The 13,479-nt window shown below is 64.8% G+C and carries 10 protein-coding genes; 2 read left to right on the top strand and 8 right to left on the bottom strand.

Going from position 1 to position 13,479, the window contains the following annotated elements:
• Positions 1–100: 100 nt before the first annotated feature.
• From ACX114_RS14445 to ACX114_RS14435, 3 genes are all read right to left on the bottom strand, one after another.
• Complete coding sequence (locus tag ACX114_RS14445) at positions 101–1,813, bottom strand: DUF4041 domain-containing protein (protein WP_459298538.1); 1,713 nt, start codon at positions 1,811–1,813, stop codon at positions 101–103.
• Between the two features lie 20 nt (positions 1,814–1,833).
• A complete protein-coding gene (locus ACX114_RS14440) occupies positions 1,834–2,808 on the bottom strand; it encodes a hypothetical protein (RefSeq protein ID WP_459298536.1) in 975 nt (324 codons plus the stop codon).
• A 132-nt stretch (positions 2,809–2,940) separates the two neighbouring features.
• Positions 2,941–3,750 (bottom strand): oxidoreductase, encoded by an 810-nt coding sequence (locus ACX114_RS14435; RefSeq protein ID WP_459298534.1) that lies wholly within the window; start codon positions 3,748–3,750, stop codon positions 2,941–2,943.
• Positions 3,751–3,868: 118 nt separating this feature from the next.
• On the opposite strand from ACX114_RS14435, the gene ACX114_RS14430 reads away from it, so the two are divergent.
• Positions 3,869–4,756 carry a LysR family transcriptional regulator gene (locus ACX114_RS14430; RefSeq protein WP_459298532.1) on the top strand — a complete coding sequence of 296 codons (888 nt, stop codon included), beginning with the start codon at positions 3,869–3,871 and terminating at the stop codon, positions 4,754–4,756.
• 10 nt (positions 4,757–4,766) lie between these two features.
• Here the strand turns inward: ACX114_RS14430 and ACX114_RS14425 are convergent, their stop codons facing one another.
• The 5 genes from ACX114_RS14425 to ACX114_RS14405 all read right to left on the bottom strand — a co-directional run bounded on the left by ACX114_RS14425 (position 4,767) and on the right by ACX114_RS14405 (position 12,291).
• A complete protein-coding gene (locus ACX114_RS14425; RefSeq protein WP_459298530.1) occupies positions 4,767–5,078 on the bottom strand; it encodes a MazG nucleotide pyrophosphohydrolase domain-containing protein in 312 nt (103 codons plus the stop codon).
• A gap of 239 nt (positions 5,079–5,317) precedes the next feature.
• The gene (locus ACX114_RS14420) at positions 5,318–6,724 is read right to left on the bottom strand and encodes an EH signature domain-containing protein (RefSeq protein WP_459298528.1); all 1,407 of its coding nucleotides are present in this window, start codon (positions 6,722–6,724) and stop codon (positions 5,318–5,320) included.
• Positions 6,725–6,736: 12 nt separating this feature from the next.
• Positions 6,737–7,426 (bottom strand): hypothetical protein, encoded by a 690-nt coding sequence (locus ACX114_RS14415; protein ID WP_459298526.1) that lies wholly within the window; start codon positions 7,424–7,426, stop codon positions 6,737–6,739.
• A 41-nt stretch (positions 7,427–7,467) separates the two neighbouring features.
• Positions 7,468–9,378 (bottom strand): hypothetical protein, encoded by a 1,911-nt coding sequence (locus ACX114_RS14410; RefSeq protein WP_459298524.1) that lies wholly within the window; start codon positions 9,376–9,378, stop codon positions 7,468–7,470.
• A 114-nt stretch (positions 9,379–9,492) separates the two neighbouring features.
• On the bottom strand, positions 9,493–12,291 hold the full coding sequence (locus tag ACX114_RS14405; RefSeq protein ID WP_459298522.1) for a DEAD/DEAH box helicase: 2,799 nt from the start codon (positions 12,289–12,291) through the stop codon (positions 9,493–9,495).
• Positions 12,292–12,942: 651 nt separating this feature from the next.
• On the opposite strand from ACX114_RS14405, the gene ACX114_RS14400 reads away from it, so the two are divergent.
• A complete protein-coding gene (locus tag ACX114_RS14400) occupies positions 12,943–13,410 on the top strand; it encodes a hypothetical protein (RefSeq protein WP_459298520.1) in 468 nt (155 codons plus the stop codon).
• The last annotated feature ends 69 nt before the right edge of the window (positions 13,411–13,479 follow it).

Below are 13,479 nucleotides of genomic sequence, written 5' to 3'. Positions count from 1 at the left end.
CGCGCTCGCGCCCCCCAGGCGTTCGACACACCGGGTATAGGTATTCCGGCCTCGGTGTTTTTCGGGCTCCTTCTCGTCCCCGCTACGGCCTTGCCTTCCCTCAACTCAACTCAGCGGTAGTGGCGCCAGCAGCCCCCTCCGCGCCACGCTGAGCTATCGCCATGGATTCCCGGTACTCACGCGCCTCCGCCGCCATCGTGAACGCGGCCTGGAGTCCCTTGGCCGCCACCAGGTCCCGTAGTTCAAGGATGGAGACCCGGAAGAACTCCTTCCTGAGGTTGACGCGATTGACCCTTCGATCCTCGAACTGCTTGTGAAGCTCCCGCTCCAGGCCGGGTGCGTCGTCGGTCGTGATCATCGCATGCACGTCGAACTCGAATGGAACGGACGCATCCCCCAACTCGTAGATGCGATCCATCGGGTCGAGGCGGCGGGTCATCCCGATCTTCAAGATCCCATCCCCGAAGGACCCCACGTTCGAGATGACATACACGTTACCGGAACGGGTCTGCTCGGCCATCGACTTCGCCCTGAGGTTCTTGGCTTCTGCCTCCGCCAGGCGTTGGTTCAACTCGTCGACCTTTTGCTGGAAGCGAGCACGCTCTTCAGCCGACGCGGACTCGGCCTCGGCACGGGCCTTCTCCAGGGCCTTGGACAGGACCTCTTCCTCCCTCTGCGCATCCTTCATGACGCGCTCCGCTTCGCGGCGCGCCTTCTCTTCTTCACGAATCTGTTCCTGGATCCGGCGCTGCTCCTCCCGCTCCCGAAGGCGGAGCTCCTGAGCAGTGACTGCCCATTTCAGCTCTTCCAGCCGTGCCGCCAGATACGCATCCAGGATCCGTGCATTGCGGAATGCCTCTCCGTTCAGGTTGACCAAGGCGAAGGCGTCCCGGATCTCCTGCTCGAGCGTCCCGTAGTTGTCGCTCCGGGTCCTTGAAAGGATTCCATCCACACGGCCATTGAACGCGTCGATGACGAATCGGACCGCGGCCTCCTTCCGCTTGGCTTCCGCATAGTCGCACTCCGCGGCGTGGCCTTCCTCCACCATTCGCCGGGACTGCTCCCGGACCGACTTCAACTTGACCCCGGCCTCCAGGTGACCAAAGTCCGCGGCCAGTTCATCCAGAAGGCTTCGCGTCGGAACGACGTACTTGTCTCCGTAGCCGTCGATCACGTTGCGGATCGCGCGAACAGCCTGTTCCAACGCATCCTTCTCTCGCAGGGCGATGTATGCATTTCCCGCGATCCGCTCAGCGCTCTTGTGGGCCTCGTCCAGGATCCTTCGCGCATCCTGGGTTGCCTTGCTGAGGATGGAGTCCGCTTCGGATCGTAGCTCCTTGAGCTTGTTGCTTGCCTCACGAAGCTCGACTTCGCTCCGGGCTTTGGATGCCGCGGAAAAGGTCTCGGCCTGCTGTTTGAGCGCACCTGCCAGCCTGAGCGCCTCGTCGAGAGACCGTTTGACTTCTTGCTCCGCGTTCGCGAGCCCTTGGAACCGCAACAGGGGTTCGAAGGTCCCCATCGCCTTTCTGAACTCCTCTTCGAAGTGGGCGCGCACCCGCTCTGCTTCAGCTTTCGAGCTTTCCCGCTCGCGCGACAACTCCGCGTCCACGTCATCGAGCCTTTTGCTGACCTCCTGCTTGAGACGCTCCCGTTCGGCAACGGAGTCGGCGCGGACTTTCGAGAGTTCCTGCTCGGCTTCCGATAGTGACTGCTGGGCTTTCTGCCACCGTCCGCGCAGCACGAACGCCCAGATGGCGACCGGGATGAAACCGAAACCGCACGCGACGAATATCACTGCAAACAGGCTTGCCATGATGAGCCCCCCGAAGGTGTCTACTCGAGTTCCTCAAGGAACCGATTCGCGGTTTCGATCATCGACTGAAGCGAACTGGCGGGTTCGGTGAAGAGAACGTCTGACGGAGAGAAAGCGATGATGGGTTGGAATGCGCCGGTACGACGGGAGGCCTTGAAATTCGTTCGGGTTTGCAGTCCATCCAACGCGTCCGATGGATCGAGGGTATCGAACGGCAGACTCTCTATTTGCTTTCGATGGATGATCGTGGAGAGGACGGGAGAGAGCACCGGAAGCCCGTCAGACGAGTACGCCGTCATGAGGACTGCCTTCACCGGCAGGAGCGCATGAACTTCACGCGCCACTCGCAAGACCCATGAGCACACGTAGTCCTGGTAGAGCTCGACGAATTGGACACGGGGCATGGCCTTCGTCGACAGCTTGCCGGTCGAGGTCAATGTTTGAACCTCGGCAGGCAGAATGGCCGAGCCTTGGACCGTAACCCGTGCCTCCACCAGATGGGGCGAGTGGATATCGAAGTCCACCGCCATTCCTCCAGGAGATGCCCTGGCGTTATTGGAAATCTCCAACAGGACGCGCCGGTAACTTTTTGAGTTTCCCTGCAGGATACCTTGCGCCAGGACAACGGAATCAGCCTGCTCCAGTGCTTCCTCCTGGAAGGCTTGTTGCGCGGAGTTGAACCGGGCTGAGTCCTCCGCCAAGGCGGACACCCTGTTCGGCAATTGTGCCGAGGGGACGTCAAAAAGGCTGAGGAGACGCGTTCGGCGGTCGGCTGAACGTTCCGCCCAGTGGGTCGGGGTCACCGGCGCAGGAGGCAGACTGACCGCGAGTGCTCGCCAGTCAATCGGAGCGCTGCATGCCTTATGCGTCGACTTCAACTCCTCGATCCGAGCCTTGCTCTCCTCCGCGGATTCACGCGCAAGGCGCAGTTGAGTCCGTCGCTCTTGCTCCTTGGCCTCCCTCTTCCGCATCGACGCGTAGGAATCGCGGCCCATCCTCTTCCCCCATCGGGCACCCATCAACGGGTGCCCCTCGGTCCTCAGGCTAGCCGCAATGTGAGGCCTGGGAAAACCAGGCCAGGGGCTGCCGCGCGAGACGCCGTCAAACGAAGGGGTTCAATACGGACCTCAGGTGAAGTCCGTGGACAGGGAGAGGGCGCGGTGGGCGGCCAGCTCCCGGGCGACGAAGGCGTTCTTCTCCTCCAGGGCCTTCACCGTGTCGCTGCCCAGGGCCAGGCGGAGTGGAGGCTGTTCCATCTTCGCCAGGGTGACCATGGCCATCGCGAGCTTCGCCGGATCACCCGGCTGCTGGTGGTTGAGCTCGACGGCGCGCTTGCGCATGGCGCCGGACGTCTCCGCGTAGTCAGGGATGATGCGCTCCGACCGGGTGAGGGACGCCGCGTCCAGGAAGTCGGTGCGGAAGTAGCCCGGCTCCACCACCGTGACATGGATGCCCAGCGGGGCCAGTTCGTCCTGGAGCGCCTCGCTCAGGCCCTCCACCGCGAACTTCGTGGAGCAGTACACGCCCCACCCCGCCGCGGAGCGGTACCCTCCAATGGAGGACAGGTTGATGATGTGCCCGGAGCGCTGCTGGCGCATGACGGGCAGCACCGCGCGGGTGACGGCGAGCAGGCCGAAGACGTTGGTGCGGTAGAGCTTCTCGATTTCGTCGGCGCTCGCCTCCTCCACACCGCCCAACAGGCCGAAGCCCGCGTTGTTCACGAGCACGTCGATGCGGCCCGCCTCCGCCACGACGGCCCGGGCCTGGGCCTCGTCGGTGACGTCCAATTGCGCGACCACCAGCCTCGGGTGGGCCGCCAGGGGGATGCTCTTCGGGTTGCGCGCGGTGGCGATGACACGGTCTCCCGCGTCGAGCGCCGCCTGGGAGATGAGGACTCCAAAACCACGGGATGCGCCAGTGATGAGCCAGGTCTTCATGTGCTTGCTCCGCGTCAGTGGGTGACACGGCAATGAATAGGCCCAAGCCATCCATGAGAAAATGCGCACGGCAGGCACAAGACCGTTGAACCTGACTCAACAGTGAAAGGGAGCCTCCATGCAGGCCGACGTCCGTGAGCTGACGGTGTTCCTGGAGATCGCCCGGCACCTGAACTTCCGCCGTGCGGCGGCGGCCCTGGGCGTGACGCCGTCCGCGCTGAGTCACAGCCTGCGGGGCCTGGAGGAGAAGCTGGGCTTGCGGCTGGTGCACCGCACCACCCGGAGCGTGGGGCTCACCGCCGCGGGGGAACGGCTCGCCGAGCGGCTGCGGCCAGCGTTCCGGGACATCGACGACGCGCTCGATGACCTGAACTCGTTCCGGGACGCACCCGTCGGAAGGCTGCGCCTCAGCGCGGCCCGGGTGGCCATCCGCCTGAGCCTGATGCCGGTGCTGGGCCCCTTCATGGCGGCGCACCCGGGCATCGAGGTGGAGGTCGTCGACAGCGGCGCGTTCGTGGACATCGTCAAGGAGGGCTTCGACGCCGGCGTGCGCTTCCACGAACGCGTGGCCGCGGACATGGTGGCGATTCCGCTGGGCCCTCCGCTGAGGACGGCCATCGTCGCCACGCCCGCGTACTTCGCGAAGCACCCGCCCCCGAAGACACCCCGGGACCTGGCCGCGCATGACTGCATCCAGATGCGGTTCACCAACGGCTCACGCTACGCCTGGGAGTTCGAGCGCAACGGCAAGGAGTTGGAGGTGGAGACCCGCGGCTCGCTGGCCCTGAGCGACCAGGTGGAGATCCTGGAGGCGGCGCTCGCGGGCCTGGGGCTGGCGTATCTCTTCGAGTCGCAGGTGCAGTCCCTCGTCGACCAGGGACGGCTGGTGCGCGTGCTGGAGGCGTGGTGCCCGCCCTACTCCGGCTTCTTTCTCTACTACCCGAGCCGCAGACACCTGCCGCCCGTGCTCAAGGCCTTCGTGGACTTCGTGCGGAGCCGGACGTGAGCGGGCTTCGTCACCAGGTGCGCTGCTGGTTGCGCGCGTTCTTCTCCCGGAAGGCCTGCTCCAGGTCCACGCCCGCGCGGTTGGCGATGGCCAGGAGGTAGTTGAGCACGTCCACCAGCTCCTCCCCCACGTGCTCGCGAGCCGTCGCATCGGAGGGCCGCTTCTCGTACTGGCGCACGGCCTTGAAGAGCTCGCCCACCTCCTCGCCCATCCGGAAGCAGTTGAGGACCAGGTCCTGCTGGAGCCAGCCGTGCAGCGACTCCAGGTCGTGGATGTACCGCTGGTAGTCCGGCATCGCGGCGCGCTCGGGGAGCTCAATCATGCCCCCGTGCTCGTTCAGCGGAGGGTGGCTGTCAACCCTGCGCCTGGAGTCACTGCGAATTGCGCCCGACCCAGGCCTGAGCCTGGGGCGGAGCTGCGGGATTATTGCCAGCCGTTTTCAAGACAGAGCGCCGGATGCCATGAAGTGTGCGGCAGAGGGATTGGGCATGGGGGCTACTGAAGCTTGGCGCTTTCCCCACCATCCGAACGGGCCCCTGGGCCGGGCGCGCGCGGCGGGTGTCATCGCGCTCTGCGCACCACAGGGCGGTCCTGAGCGATTCTCAGCTCCAAGAGTTCCTGTTCGAAGCGGAGCTCCCATCCAGGAAGATGGGTCAATCGCTTCTCACAATACCGCTCTTGCGTGTCCTTGAGGTCAGCATGGTGTTCCACCGGCTGACCGTTGAGCATTTGCGCCATCCGCCGATGCTCATAGACATACGTGGCGTTGCCCTTGTCGGAGAATTCCACGGATACGTACTGCTCGAACGACAACACGAACGCACTTATCTTTCCCTTCGGGAGTCGCCGGGCCCGACGAAACGCGGCCTGCTGCTCCACGGGTAGGTTCGCGAGCCGAGCCCTCAGGGCGTCATATGTCTCGGACGCCAGCCAGCAGGTCGTCCTCCGAATGGAACCCAGATAGTTCAACCAGAACCGTCGCCGGTCTTGCTCGTTCATCGCGCGTTCGAAGAAGAACTCCAGATCCTGCTGGATGAGCGCGGACAGGAACGCGTCGAAGGCATGTGGGGCGCGGGCACGGACCGACTGCCATGCCTGGGTCAGCGTCACGTGCCGGGGATCATCGAAAACCCCGTCCCTGGCAATCAACCGCTCCTCCAGCCGGGCGAGGACGGCCGGCGCCATTCGTCCGGCCAGCCGGCACTCCAGGACCTTGGAGATGACCGCGATACGGGCTTCCATTGGCGCCGACACAGCGACGCCGTCCACGTTCCTGTGCGGCATCCAGGAGAGTCCCAGTGGGTCGTCCACCAGGAAGGCCATCGCCTGGGACAGGTCCTGACGCGTCTGGAGGCGTCCCTCCAGGTACTCCGCGATGACGTGGCCAGCGTAGGGACTGGTCTCCTTGATGCCAGAGTTGCGAAGCATCCCCACCACTTCCGCGAGGGCGTGGTCCCCCCAATGCCGCGCCAACGTGCTGGGGCCCTCGGCTCCCAATGCCGCCTCGACGGACATCGGCAACGCCCATCTCAACACGCGTTTGTCCTCGACGCGCCGCCCTACCAACTGGGCCCATTTCCGCTGAGTGGCGGCGTCCTCGGACGCGCTCCAGTCACGGAGTTTCTGCCGTACCAGTCGCGGCACGCTGTCGGGGCTGCGCGTGAGGAACCAGGACATGTGCTCCAGGCCCAGCTCCCGCCACAAACCCGGCACCGCGCGCCGCTCCCTACGGCTTAGCCCATCAAAATCCTGGGCCTTCACCTTCGCCAGCACGGCCTCGACATCCAGCACCTGCCGCAAACGGGCAAGCCGCTCCGGCTCAAGTTCGTCCGCTCGCTGCTGGACGGACTCTGCTCGCAGGACGAGCCGGTGCAGCCCATCCTCCACCTGCTGCTGGAAGGTCCCGAACGCGGCGAGGACGACTTTCTGCCGCTCCCCTACTTCGTCAAGCCAGTCATCCAGCCCCATTGTGTCCCCCAATTACAGACGCAGGTCGCCACGAACACGAAGCACGAGCCGCCGGTTGGCGGGGTCCCCCCCCTCCGTTCCAGTCCTGGGCGCGGTCTGCCCTCGTCCCGACACCACGAAATTCGCATCCAGGCATGTACGCGCGTAGCTGGCGGCCGGAAGCTGATCTCGAACCGTAAAGAACACCTCCTGCGCACGGGAGGCACTTGCCCGGACGTTGTTCTCGAAACTGAACCGCGCCACGCCATTGCGGACGCCACACTCGCCGCTCGTGCCCAGGAAGGGACGGTCGTCCGTGTGTCCTTCCAAGATGATTGACGGCTCGGCGCCCGCGTCGCGCATCGCGTCCACAGCCGCGCAGACGCGTTCGATGAGCGGCACCGCGCCCTGGCGGAACTGCTCTACGTACTCCGGAGGCGTGCGGCACTCTCCCAGGCCGAACTGGAGGTTCTTGAATTCGATCTCCAGCGCATTCACCCCGCCATCCAGCCCGCTCATCTCGATGAAACCACCGTCCAGATCGGAGTCCAGGGTCACCAACTCCGCTCTCAGCACCACCAGTGACGCCTGCACGCCATCCTTCTGTGAATCCACCTTGCCAATGGCCACCTCCTTCTCGCGGATGGCCTCCTCGCGCTGCTGGCGCGCGTCCAGGATGAAGATGACCGCGAGCAGCAGGAAGACCACCGCCACGCCCGCCATCAGGTCCGCGAGCGACCGGTCATTACCTTCTCCTCCCTGGCTCACCGCCGCACCTGCTGTTTCAATGAATCCTTGAGCTGATTCACTGCGTCGGACAACTCCTCGACGCCCTGGAAGAACTCGTTCGAGGAACGGTTTAGCGCGGAATCGACCTTGCTCACGACCTGCGTCCATTGGCTGCTTAGCAATTGGACCTGCTTGCTGACGGATTCCTCATAGGTCCGCGTCAAGCCGTTGAGCACCGGCGTCACGCGCTCGAGGGCCTCGCGCTGGGCGTTCAGGAGCGTCTCCTCCTGTTTCACCACCCCCAGACGATCCTGGGACAACTGGTGGAAGGATCGGGCGGTGTCGATGAGCCGTTGCGCAACGCCCTCCATCTTCTCGGAGACCGCCCCCGCCTTGTGATGGGTCTCACCAGCGCTTCGTGACGCGGTCGCCAGCTTGTCCACGGTCTCGTTGAGCTGCTTTGTCACGACGCGCAGGCTGTCCTGCGATTCCTTCATGGCACTGGCGAACTCCGCGGCACGGGCCTGGAAGTGGCCCACGTCGGACCTGGACAGATTCCGAAGCTCTTCCAGTTGGCTGTGCAGAGCGTTGGACTGATCCGCTGCGCTCAAGTGCATGTCTCGGGACACCGTCGCAGCAGCGCGCACCATCTGGTCGGAACTGGCACCCATTTGCGTGAGCACCTCCTGGAAGCGGTCCACGATGTTCGAGACGCTGCCTACCAACTGGTCGATGACCTGCTGGTTCTGCCGTCCCAGGTCGACGGAGGCGGTGGCGGTACTCCTCAGCACCTGCGCGACCGCCTTCTCCATGTTGTCCCGAACACCGTCGAAACTCCCCACCAATTCTGACACCTTCTCGCCCAGGGCCTCCACGGCGCGCTGGTTCTCGCTGCCCCACTGCCGAGCCTGGCTGCCCAGCATCTGCGTCATCGCCTCGAGTTGTTTCTCCAACTGAGGGAGGACCGCCACAAGCCCCGCCATCTGCCGGGCCATGTCCTGGGACTGGGTGTGGAACCCGCCTGACACCGTGTCGCGCAGCTGTTCAAGGATTCGTCCCAGGTCGTGTTCCTGCTGCCCAACCAGCGCCTGCTGGATACCGTCCAGGTGCGCCTTGATGCTCGCCATCTCCAATTGCAGCGACGCGGTGAAGTTCGTGGAGATGGAGCGCTGGAGGTCCGTGGCGATGTCGCGCACTGCCTTTTCCACCGCGCTCAACTGCCGCGTGATGACGTCCCCAACCTCCTCCTTCATCATCTTCCCGAAGTGGGCCTGGACCTCCGTGCCGATCCCCTGGATCGAGACATTCACGCTTTCGAGCTGTGAAAGTTGTTCGGCGAGTTCCCTCCGGGTCTGGACCAGTTCTGCCTTCAGCGAGCCCAGGGACTCCCCACGCGCCGAGGCCAGGGCGATTTCGTGCGCGTCGAGGGTCCTCGTGTACTTCTCGAAGCCCAGGCGCATCGCATCCAACTGCCCCAGGAGCCTGCGTTCGAGGGAGAAGGCAACCATCTGGAAGAGCAGCGTGCCCACCAGCCCCGTCGCGGAGATGAAAAACTTGGCCCCCATCTTCCCGATGGCCTGGGAGAGCAGGTCCGATTGGGACTGGCCGCCGCCCCCCGTGCTCGTGAGCGCCTCCTGGACGGGGCCCACTAACACGACGCCCAGCAGGCCGAAGGTCATCACCAGCGCGATGCCCGTCAGGTTCCGGCCAATTCCATGCCCCAGGGAGTGGCGGAACAGCGCGCGGCAGGTCTCACGCAGTTCTCGTGACGGCGACGAACGCATGAGGACGGGTCCTGGGACCTCTTGCTTCCCGGGAGGGAAGACGAGTTGTTCGCGCACGGCCCGCCACAGGGCGCGACTTTCGTCGCGGCTACCCGGCTCCTGGAGACGCCCCGTCAGCAACTGCTCCAGCTTCTGCTCCAGCGTCTGGATGGCCTGGAGCAAACGCCACCCGCGCACGGCCACCGCGACCAGGGACAGGAGCGCCAACAGCACGATGATGAGCAGCGGAATGCGCAGGGACTCGTCCTGCAAGGCATGCATGATGATGGACATGGCTCAGCCTTCCCCCTCTTGAAACACACCTGAGTACTGCCGTGCCTCATCCGGAATGGGCGCGAGGAAATCGCGTGCCAGCGAACGCTTGCGCTCCACGAGCTCGTGGAGCCGCATGTCGAAGCCAGCCTCGGGACGTCCCTGCCGGTGCAGCAGCGGATAGTGGACGTGCACGGGCCGGACCTGCCCGATGCGGTGGGCCCGGTCCGTGGCCTGGTCCTCCTTGGCGGGATTCCACCAGCGCCCGTAATGGATGACGTGGTTGGCCGCGACGATGTTGAGCCCCGCGCCCGCGGCCAGCGGACTCAGCAGGAGGACCTGAAAGCCCTTCGCCTGGGAAAACGCGTCAATGGATTCGAGGGCGGAACGTCGGCTCTCAGGCTCCCCGTTGATGATGGGGACCTCCGACAGGCGGAACCGTTCCTTGATGAGGCTCGACAGCAGCTCCTGCATTGCGCGGGAGAGGACGAAGACCAGGGCCTTCTCCGCGTGCACGCCGCTTGACGCGGCCTCCACCCGGGCGAGCAATTCCAGGCAAAGACGGGTCTTGGGGCTCTCCTGAAGAGCGGTGGCAGCGGCGAGCCCGCGTGAGTCCGCCAGAAGCGCCGGGTGCTGATACAGCTTCTGAAGCGCGGAGAGTGCCCAGAGCGCGCCACGCTTCGGCGCCTGCCGGGCAATGAGCCGCTCCTGCTCCTCCTGGAGCGTCGTCATCTCTACCGGGTGACTGTGATACCGCTTCTCCGGCAGGTCCTTGAGCGCCTCTGCCTTCTCCCGGCGCATCAGCGTGCTGTCCCTGGACGGATACTTCAGCCGCCTCCGCAGGGTGGCTGCGCCATGCTCACCGGCATGTTCCTCCCGGAAGGCGGCACGAGGTCCGAAGACCCGGGGCGCACGACACTGGATGGCGTCGTAGAGGGCCCAGACGTCGAACAACTCGTTCTCCACCGGCGTGCCCGTCAGCGCGACGGCGAAGTTGCGCTTGAGGGCCCGGGCCGCACGTGAGCGCAGGGTGTCCGGGTTCTTGAGCAGATGGGCCTCGTCGAAGACGACGACGTCGAAGTCCACCTTCAACAGCGAGCGCTGATAGGCCCCCAGCGTTTCGTAGTTGGTGATGATCAGCGTCCGCCGCGAGAGGAAGTCGGTATTGAGTCCGTCCCCGTGCTTCACGGCCCGGAGTTCATTCCCGTGGAGGATGAATGCGGACTGCCAGAGGTCTTCCCGGAAGAAGCGTTTCAGCTCCTGCTTCCAGTTGTCCAACAGAATGGTGGGACAGACCACCAACAGAGGCCGGGCGTTGCTTCCCGCCATGAGCCGGCGCAAGGACAGGAAGCACGCGACCTGCAATGTCTTGCCCAGGCCCATGTCATCCGCGAGCAGGACACCGGGGCTTCCAGAAACAGCATGGCGCCACAGCCACGCGAGTCCTTCCTTCTGATGCGTCTTGAGAGACACGCCTGGACGGAAGGCCTGCTCCAGCATTTCCCATGGCACGGGTGGTGCGTCGTCCGCCCGTGGCTCCGCGAGCGACGGAGCTTCCACTTCGCGGACGATGGCTCCGAGGCGGCCCCCAGGTCGGGAGCCGTCGTCGGGCGCCTCCTCATCCATCTCCTCGGCAGGTGCTGAAAGTCCGAGCGCGATCCTGAGCTGACGCCCCAGCGCCTCACTTGGGGACACCTGCTGTCCGCCCACGTTCAGGGGCATGAGGGTGGCGCTGGCCAGCGCCGCATCGTTCCGGCTCAAGAGTTCCAGCGCATCCTCCCGTGAGTTCAATTGGAGGCGCTTGTCCGTATCGTCGACGTGGAGGGTCAGGGAGAAGGACTCGGAGGAAGAGAACGATTCGAACCACGCCAACCCGGTGGCGTCGCGGCCTTCGCCCGGCTGGCGTCCCCGGAGGAGCTCGAAGCCCGCCACCCGGGGCGAGTACTCCGAGAGTTCGAGGCTCGCGTCGAGGTCTCGCCCCTCCGGGATGAGATGCGACGGGTCCGCCATCTCGCGCGTGACGTCGGCTACGAGGCGTCGCTGAAGGGGACGGGCCCTGGCCAGTACCTCATCGGTGTGTTCAGGAAGCAGAAGGGGGCGCCGAGCGTCTTCTCCCGCGATGCCGCCGGGTCGTACCGAAGACAGGGGGAAGTCCGCGCGCGTCCCATCCGCGAAGACGGCGTAGGGGCGAAGGGAGACAACCTCCGTAAGGTCGTCGTCATGCTCCCATCGCAATCCCAAACGACTCACAGAGCGAGGCTCGAAGGTCTTGAGAAAGCCAGTGGGCGCGAACGGGATGCGGTTTCCAAGCAGTCCTGATATATCCTCCAGCACGCCTCGCAGCCGGACGACCACGGACAGTTGCTCCTGCGTCGAGGCATGTGTCGCGCGGTGAGCCTCGGAGCATGCCCAAGCTGCCGTGGGCGTCAGAGGGAGCGCAGTTCCTTCAGGCGGGCTGACCGTCCAGGGAAAGGGCTGTTCCGTGGCGGAGATGGGCTCGCCGTCGACGCGGACCTTGTAACGGGCACCGGCGCCTCCTGGGATTCCCACGACCTCCCAGCGGAGGGATTGCTGATGAATTCCCAGCAGGTCCATCAGAAGGTGCTGCGTCGAAGCCCATTCCTCACGTGCGTATTCACGCTCCTCCGCGTCGAAGCCCCCCTCCCCAGGACGGCCCAGCGCAAGCCATTGCTGCCGGCTGAAGCACAGCCGCTGACCGTCAAGCCACCCCTTGGCGTTCCAGTCATTCCTTCGTAACCGGACCCGTTCGGCCAACTTGGGAGGCAAGAGGGTCAACGCAATGCACAGCCGGTCCGCATCCATGGACCAGCGCGGAAGGGGGGCACAGTTATCTGGGTTCACAGGCCTGCCAGGAGAGCTGTCCGTCCGTCCCTCGGTGACGTATCGCGTCCTTGACGTGCAAGACCATCACCCTGTTGGGGTATTGAGCTTCCGGCCATTCCGCCACTAGCATTCATCCCCCGCATTCCTCCCCATTACATCATGGAGGAGGGACTCGTGGCGGCTCCATATGGACCGAGCAAGCGCGAGACCTAGGACCGGATGCAGTACGGAACTGGCGCGACCTTCGACCGGGCGGTTCACGGTCCCTCTTCAGCAGCATCCGCGTGACGCCAGAGGAAACCGCTCTGCGTATCGGAGTAGCAGCCCGAAACTCCCGCGCGGCAACCCGGCCCCATCCAGCCGCAGCGTGCACTCCTGGCGCAATTCCAGCCTCGCCCATGCCGCAGGCGGATCACTCCACTCTTCCGGTTTCGGCTCTGTCCCCCACTTGATGGAGCCACTTAGGAGCGGGAGCGGCTCGCCCAGGCGAAGGCCGTTTTCGCCAAGGGGCAGGCGTCGCCGGGCGAGCGCACGGCTTTTTCGAAAATGAATGCAAAAGTAGTCCCGGCGGCCCTTCCCTGGGGGAACGGCGGTCCGCGTTCCCGCGTCCCGCCTCTACCAGGAGCCTTCATGTTCCGGATTTCGTCCGTGTGTCTCTGCCTGTTCGCCTCGCTCGCCATCGCCGACGAGTCCAACTCGAAGCCCCAGCGGCTCACCGTGGCCCAGAAGAACGGCTGGGCCACCTATGACGCGGAGCTGAAGAAGAAGGAGGATGCGGTCAACAAGGCTTGTGGCTCGGCCCTGAAGAGCAGCTACGAGAAGACGAGCTACCCCGCCTTCGACCCGATGAAGGATCGGACCCAGAGCGCGTGCCAGATGGCCGTGGGCACCCTGGTCGAAGTCTGCGGCACCGCGGATGGCAAGGAGGCGGTGAAGGAGGCCGTCAAGAAGACGGTCTGCCGGCTGTCGACGGAAGGGACCAAGACGTCGCTCAACGGCGGCGTGCTGACCATCTACATCGACCCGGCGAACACCTCCATCACGGGCAAGGAGTCCGGGAGCTACAGCTGGAAGAGCGCCTTCGAAGAGATCCTGTAAGCGGAGTCCGGAGCCGGAAACGGTTCTTCACGGGAGCATCGCGGCCACCGTGCCCGTGGGCTCCTGGTC

It is taken from the genome of Corallococcus sp. M7 (assembly GCF_054512695.1).
The sequence above is the reverse complement of the archived record's forward strand: the minus strand, read 5'-3'. Positions and strand labels throughout refer to the sequence as shown.

What these genes read in the sequence shown, in the direction of transcription:
- ACX114_RS14445 (WP_459298538.1), bottom strand. Translation starts at nt 1,813, where the DNA reads ATGGCAAGCCTGTTTGCAGTGATATTCGTCGCGTGCGGTTTCGGTTTC.
- ACX114_RS14440 (WP_459298536.1), bottom strand. Translation starts at nt 2,808, where the DNA reads ATGGGCCGCGATTCCTACGCGTCGATGCGGAAGAGGGAGGCCAAGGAG.
- ACX114_RS14435 (WP_459298534.1), bottom strand. Translation starts at nt 3,750, where the DNA reads ATGAAGACCTGGCTCATCACTGGCGCATCCCGTGGTTTTGGAGTCCTC.
- ACX114_RS14430 (WP_459298532.1), top strand. Translation starts at nt 3,869, where the DNA reads ATGCAGGCCGACGTCCGTGAGCTGACGGTGTTCCTGGAGATCGCCCGG.
- ACX114_RS14425 (WP_459298530.1), bottom strand. Translation starts at nt 5,078, where the DNA reads ATGATTGAGCTCCCCGAGCGCGCCGCGATGCCGGACTACCAGCGGTAC.
- ACX114_RS14420 (WP_459298528.1), bottom strand. Translation starts at nt 6,724, where the DNA reads ATGGGGCTGGATGACTGGCTTGACGAAGTAGGGGAGCGGCAGAAAGTC.
- ACX114_RS14415 (WP_459298526.1), bottom strand. Translation starts at nt 7,426, where the DNA reads ATGGCGGGCGTGGCGGTGGTCTTCCTGCTGCTCGCGGTCATCTTCATC.
- ACX114_RS14405 (WP_459298522.1), bottom strand. Translation starts at nt 12,291, where the DNA reads ATGGATGCGGACCGGCTGTGCATTGCGTTGACCCTCTTGCCTCCCAAG.
- ACX114_RS14400 (WP_459298520.1), top strand. Translation starts at nt 12,943, where the DNA reads ATGTTCCGGATTTCGTCCGTGTGTCTCTGCCTGTTCGCCTCGCTCGCC.